The 4282-nt window shown below is 69.9% G+C and carries 4 protein-coding genes and 1 pseudogene; 3 read left to right on the top strand and 2 right to left on the bottom strand.

Features of this window, described 5'->3' with window-relative positions; translation table 11 throughout:
* Positions 1 to 882: UbiD family decarboxylase (locus KDH83_RS29795; RefSeq protein ID WP_212322441.1), on the bottom strand; the 882-nt coding region annotated here is incomplete at its 3' end.
* An 81-nt stretch (positions 883 to 963) separates the two neighbouring features.
* Here KDH83_RS29795 and KDH83_RS29790 point away from each other — a divergent pair.
* Complete coding sequence (locus KDH83_RS29790; RefSeq protein WP_103275851.1) at positions 964 to 1782, top strand: lytic transglycosylase domain-containing protein; 819 nt, start codon at positions 964 to 966, stop codon at positions 1780 to 1782.
* Between the two features lie 79 nt (positions 1783 to 1861).
* On the opposite strand, the gene KDH83_RS29785 is transcribed toward KDH83_RS29790, so the two are convergent.
* Positions 1862 to 3022, bottom strand: a complete 1161-nt coding sequence (locus KDH83_RS29785; protein ID WP_212322439.1) for a pyridoxal phosphate-dependent aminotransferase — start codon at positions 3020 to 3022, stop codon at positions 1862 to 1864.
* A gap of 42 nt (positions 3023 to 3064) precedes the next feature.
* On the opposite strand from KDH83_RS29785, the gene KDH83_RS29780 reads away from it, so the two are divergent.
* Together KDH83_RS29780 and KDH83_RS32905 are read left to right on the top strand one after the other, a co-directional pair.
* Positions 3065 to 3958, top strand: coding sequence for an FAD-binding protein (locus KDH83_RS29780; RefSeq protein WP_212322437.1), 894 nt, complete (start codon positions 3065 to 3067; stop codon positions 3956 to 3958).
* A gap of 152 nt (positions 3959 to 4110) precedes the next feature.
* A pseudogene (locus KDH83_RS32905) lies at positions 4111 to 4282 on the top strand (hypothetical protein); the annotation flags it as partial.

Genomic DNA, 4282 nt, shown 5'->3' with positions numbered 1-4282 from the left:
CTCGGGCACGGTGGGCGGCAGGGCGCGAGGGTCGGACGCCGGCAGCAGGTGCCCTTCGAGCACGATCTCGGCCCAGGCCGGCACCGACAGGTTGCTGCCCAGCGCCTGCGCGACCTCGGTGCGCGAGCCGCGCAACAGGCCGGCGAACTGGTATTCGGACAGGCTGTCGGGCACCGGCGTGACCGCGCCCAGCGTGGTGGCCGGGTCGGCGCCCAGCGCCACGGCGATGGGGAAGGGCGTGCCGGGATGGGCGATCGCGTGGTCGCGGAAATCCAGCGCGCCGCCGCGGTGCGACAGCCAGCGCATGATGAGCTTGTTCGGCCCCAGCAGCTGCTGGCGGTAGATGCCCAGGTTCTGGCGCTTGGCGTTGGGGCCGCGCGTGATCACCAGGCCCCAGGTCAAGAGCGGGGCCACGTCGCCGGGCCAGCAGGTCTGGATCGGCAGGCGGGGCAGGTCCACGTCCTTGCCTTCCCAGACCACTTCCTGGCAGGCCGGGCTCTTGACGTTCTTGGGGCTCATGTCCCACAGCGCCGACTTCAGCATCGAGACCTTGGCCAGCGCGTCGCGCAGGCCCTTGGGCGCCTCGGGCTCGCGCAGCGAGGCCAGCAGCTCGCCGATGTCGCGCAGCGCGCTGACATCGTCGGCGCCCATGCCGCGCGCCACGCGCGCCGGCGTGCCGAACAGGTTGGCCAGCACCGGCATCTGCGCCGGGCGGCCGTCGTGCTGCGCGTTTTCGAACAGCAGGGCCGGGCCCGAGGCGCGCAGCACGCGGTCGGAAATCTCGGTCATTTCCAGGCGCGTGGAGACGGGCGCGGCGATGCGCTTGAGTTCGCCCATGCGTTCGAGTTGGGCGAGAAAGTCTCGAAGGTCGCGGTATTTCACTACAGATCCCGGCAATTTGGTTACATTTCGATCAGCCAGAGAGGTTAACATTAACCCCCTCTTTGATACGCAGGAGGTCTTATGCCCGATGCGTCAGTGGCCAGCCTGTTCAGGCGTATGGCCCAAGGAGTGCACCACTATCTTGCCGAATCCCTGCGCATTTGCTCCGTCTACCTGGGCATTGCCGTGATCGTGACGGTAAGCATGGGATTCGCCCTGCCTGGTTTGCGCGACCAGGCGTTGCAGGTGCACAAAGCCTTGTTGACCGCCCTCGCGCCTACATCCATGCAAGCGGGTTCCGAGTCCGATACCGGATCCGAGCTCAGCATAGATTCGTCCTCGGCCATCGCGATGGCCGTGCCCGCCGCGCCCGCCAGCAACGCCACCGGCATGCTGGGGCCGGCCCGCGTGGCGCCGCCGGCGCCCAAGAAGCCCGCCATGGTCGCCACCGGCCCGCAGGCCGAAGCCTTGCGCAACTATATTTCGCGCAAGTACAAGGTCGCCTATGACGCGACCGGCCCGCTGGTGGGCACGGTGTACAAGGTCGGCCGCGACAAGCAGCTCGATCCGCTGTTGCTGCTGGCCGTGATCGCCATCGAGTCGCGCTACAACCCGCTGGCCGAAAGCCATGTGGGCGCGCAGGGCCTGATGCAGGTCATGACCAGCGTCCACCAGGACAAGTTCGACGCGGTTGGCAAGAATCCGCTGGATCCCGGCGCCAACATCATGGTGGGCGCCACCATCCTGAAGGACTGCATCAACCGCCGCGGCTCGGTCGATGGCGGCCTGGCCTGCTACGTCGGCGCCACCGGCCCCGACGACAATGGCTATGGCGCCAAGGTGCAGGCCGAGCGCCGGCGCCTGGCGCTGGCCTCGGGCATCGCGCTGGCGAGGGATTGACCCCGATCCGGTCGCGCCCCGGCGACAGGAAAACGCGCCCTTCGGGGCGCGTTTTTTTTCGTGGAACCCAAGCGCCGGTTCAGTGACCCAGCAGCTTGCCCATGCGGTCGACGGCCGCTTCCAGCCGGTCCAGGCCGGTGGCATAGGAGAAGCGCATGGTGTGGTCGCCGTGGGCCGGACCGAAGTCCAGGCCCGGCACGGCCGCGACGCCCGCTTCCAGCAGCAGGCGTTGCGAGAAAGCGGTGCTGTCCATGCCCAGGTCGCTGATGTCGGCGTAGATATAGAAGGCGCCGTCCGGCTTGACGGGCACGCGCAGTCCCAGGCGCTCGAACTCGGGCAGCAGGTAGTCGCGGCGCTGCTTGAAGGCTTCGCGCCGGTGCGCGAAGGTCTTGAGCGCGTCGTCGGTGAAGCAGGCCAGCGCGGCGTGCTGGGCCAGCGTGGGCGCGCAGATGGCCAGGCTGGATGCGATCTTCTCGACCGCTTCCACCATGCTGTCGGGCACGATCATCCAGCCCAGGCGCCAGCCGGTCATGTGGAAGTACTTGGAGAAGCTGTTGATGACGATGGCGTCGTCGTCCAGCGTCAGCGCCGAGCGCGGCTGGCCTTCATAGGACAGTCCCAGGTAGATTTCGTCGACGATGGCGAAGCCGTCGCGGGCGCGCACCTGGGCCAGCAGCTCGGCCAGTTCGCCGTGCGCGATCGAGGTGCCGGTGGGATTGCTGGGCGAGGCCACCAGCACGCCCTGGGTGGCGGGCGTCCAATGTTGCGCCACGTCCTGGGCGGACAGCTGGAAGCGCTTGTCGGCGGTGCTGGGGATCAGGCGCGGCACGCCGCCGGCGGCCAACACGAAGTTGCTGTTGGCCGGATAGGAGGGGTCGGGCATGAGCACTTCGCCGCCGGCGTTGACCAGCGCGGCGCAGGCCAGCGTCAGGGCGCCGGAGGCGCCGGCGGTCACGATCACGCGTCGGGGATCGACGCGGGCGCCGAACTGGTCGAGGTAGAAGCCGGCGATGGCCTCGCGCAGCGCGGGCAGGCCGGCGGTCGGGCTGTAGCCGCTCAGGCCGGAACGCGCCGAGCGTTCCAGCGCTTCCACGACCTGGGGCGGCGCGGTAAAGTCCGGTTCGCCGATGCCCAGGCTGATAATGTCCTTGCCCGCGGCCTGCAGGGCCTGCGCCTGCTTGAAGAGTTCCATTACTCGGAATGTCAGAAAGTCGTTGGTGCGATGGGCAAGGCGGGGCATTTGATTCTCGAAGCGATCTGAAGCAGAAGGGGAATTGTAGTCATGCAGCCATCCCGGCGCGCGTTCCTGCTCGGCCGGCGTCCCGCGCAGACGCCTTGGGCCCGATTCATGCAGCGCCTGACGCTGTTGTGCCAGGGGTCCGTGCGCGACCTGGGCGAGGCCGGCGCGGACGGCCCGCGTGGCTGGCTGGCGCCCGCGCGTGAGGGCGACCTGGCCCATGCCCGGGCGCTGTGCGCCGAGTACGGCGTGGCCCTGGCGCTGGACGGCGTGGACGGGACCGCCGCCGCCGGCCCCTGCCTACGGGTGGATCCCGCGAACCTCAGCGGCCTGGCCCGCCTGGCTGGAGACGTGCCGCGTTGGCGGGCCCAGCCCGGCGTGCCGCTGGCGGTGCTGGCCCAGGCCGGTCTGCGGCAGTTCGACGGCCTGCCCGGCGCCATGACGCTGGCCGAGTGGCTGGCGGCGCCAGCCGCCTGGCCGGCGGGACGCTGCGCGCAGTCCGGGGTCCTGGCGGCCGATGTGGTGCTGGCCGACGGGGTGGAGGAAACCTTGGGGCCCTTTGGCGAGAGCGACGAACGACCGCTGCGCTCGGCCACGCTGCAGCGGCTGGTGCCGGCGCTGTTCCAGTTGAGCACGGGACCGGACGCCGCCGCCGGCGCCGCGGGCGGCGCCTGGGCCGGCCGTTACCGGCTGGACGCGCTGCGGCCGCAGGCGCCCGCCACGGTCAACCTTGCGCATCTGCTGCTGGGGCACGGCGGCACGCTGGCCTGGGTGCAGGAGGTGCTGCTCACGGCCGTGCCGGCGGCCGAGGGGGAGGGAGGCAGCGACGCGCCGTCCTTGGACGATGCGGCGCGGCAGGCGGGACGCAGGCTGGACGCCCGGATCAAGGCGCTGTTCGACCCGGATGGTCGTTTTCCCTTACTCGCTTTTTCGCAATAGCGGCGGTCCGCGGGCCGCGGGGAAGATGGGCTGGCCCCGCCGGCGCCGCTCGGTGGACGGGCGCGGCCCGCGCCCGCAGCCATATCGCGCCGGCCGCCGTAGGAATAGAATTTCTCCCTTTCCTGTACTAGCACTAGCTTCTCGCCGATCCCATGGATGCCAATCTTCGCAAAGCCGCCCTCGAATATCACGAGTTCGGGCGCCCCGGCAAAATCTCCGTCACCCCCACCAAGCAGCTGACCAACCAGCGCGATCTGGCGCTGGCCTACTCGCCCGGCGTGGCGGCGGCCTGTGAGGAAATCGTGGCCGACCCGGCCAATGTGT

It is taken from the genome of Achromobacter sp. Marseille-Q0513 (genome assembly GCF_018195695.1).
Taxonomy (GTDB): Bacteria; Pseudomonadota; Gammaproteobacteria; order Burkholderiales; family Burkholderiaceae_B; genus Achromobacter.
This window is presented reverse-complemented; position numbering and strand designations above follow the sequence as displayed.